Genomic DNA, 258 nt, shown 5'->3' with positions numbered 1-258 from the left:
TCCTAAAAATTGTACGTTCAGCTCAAAACATTGATTATGTTTATGTTGTAGAAGGATACAGAGATAGTTCTGGAAGAATCAAACACAAGTATCTATTCAGTCTTGGAAGACTTGAAGATTTCCTTAATACCGAGTCATTTAAAAAACTTGCAAAAAGAGCTTTAAGTGAAAGCGTAGAGAAACAGTTTGACCTTACAAAAATATCAGAAGGAAGAGTACTAAATTATGGACATTGTCTAATAAAGAAGCTTTGGGATA

Annotated in this window: 1 pseudogene; it reads left to right on the top strand. The window is 32.2% G+C overall.

Going from position 1 to position 258, the window contains the following annotated elements:
* Positions 1 to 258 (top strand): annotated as a pseudogene (locus tag QI155_RS11010) (hypothetical protein); the annotation flags it as partial.

The organism is Thermodesulfovibrio sp. 1176, assembly GCF_029946585.1.
Classification (GTDB): domain Bacteria; phylum Nitrospirota; class Thermodesulfovibrionia; order Thermodesulfovibrionales; family Thermodesulfovibrionaceae; genus Thermodesulfovibrio.
Note: the sequence above shows the minus strand (reverse complement) of the source record. Positions and strands in the feature narration are given on the sequence as shown.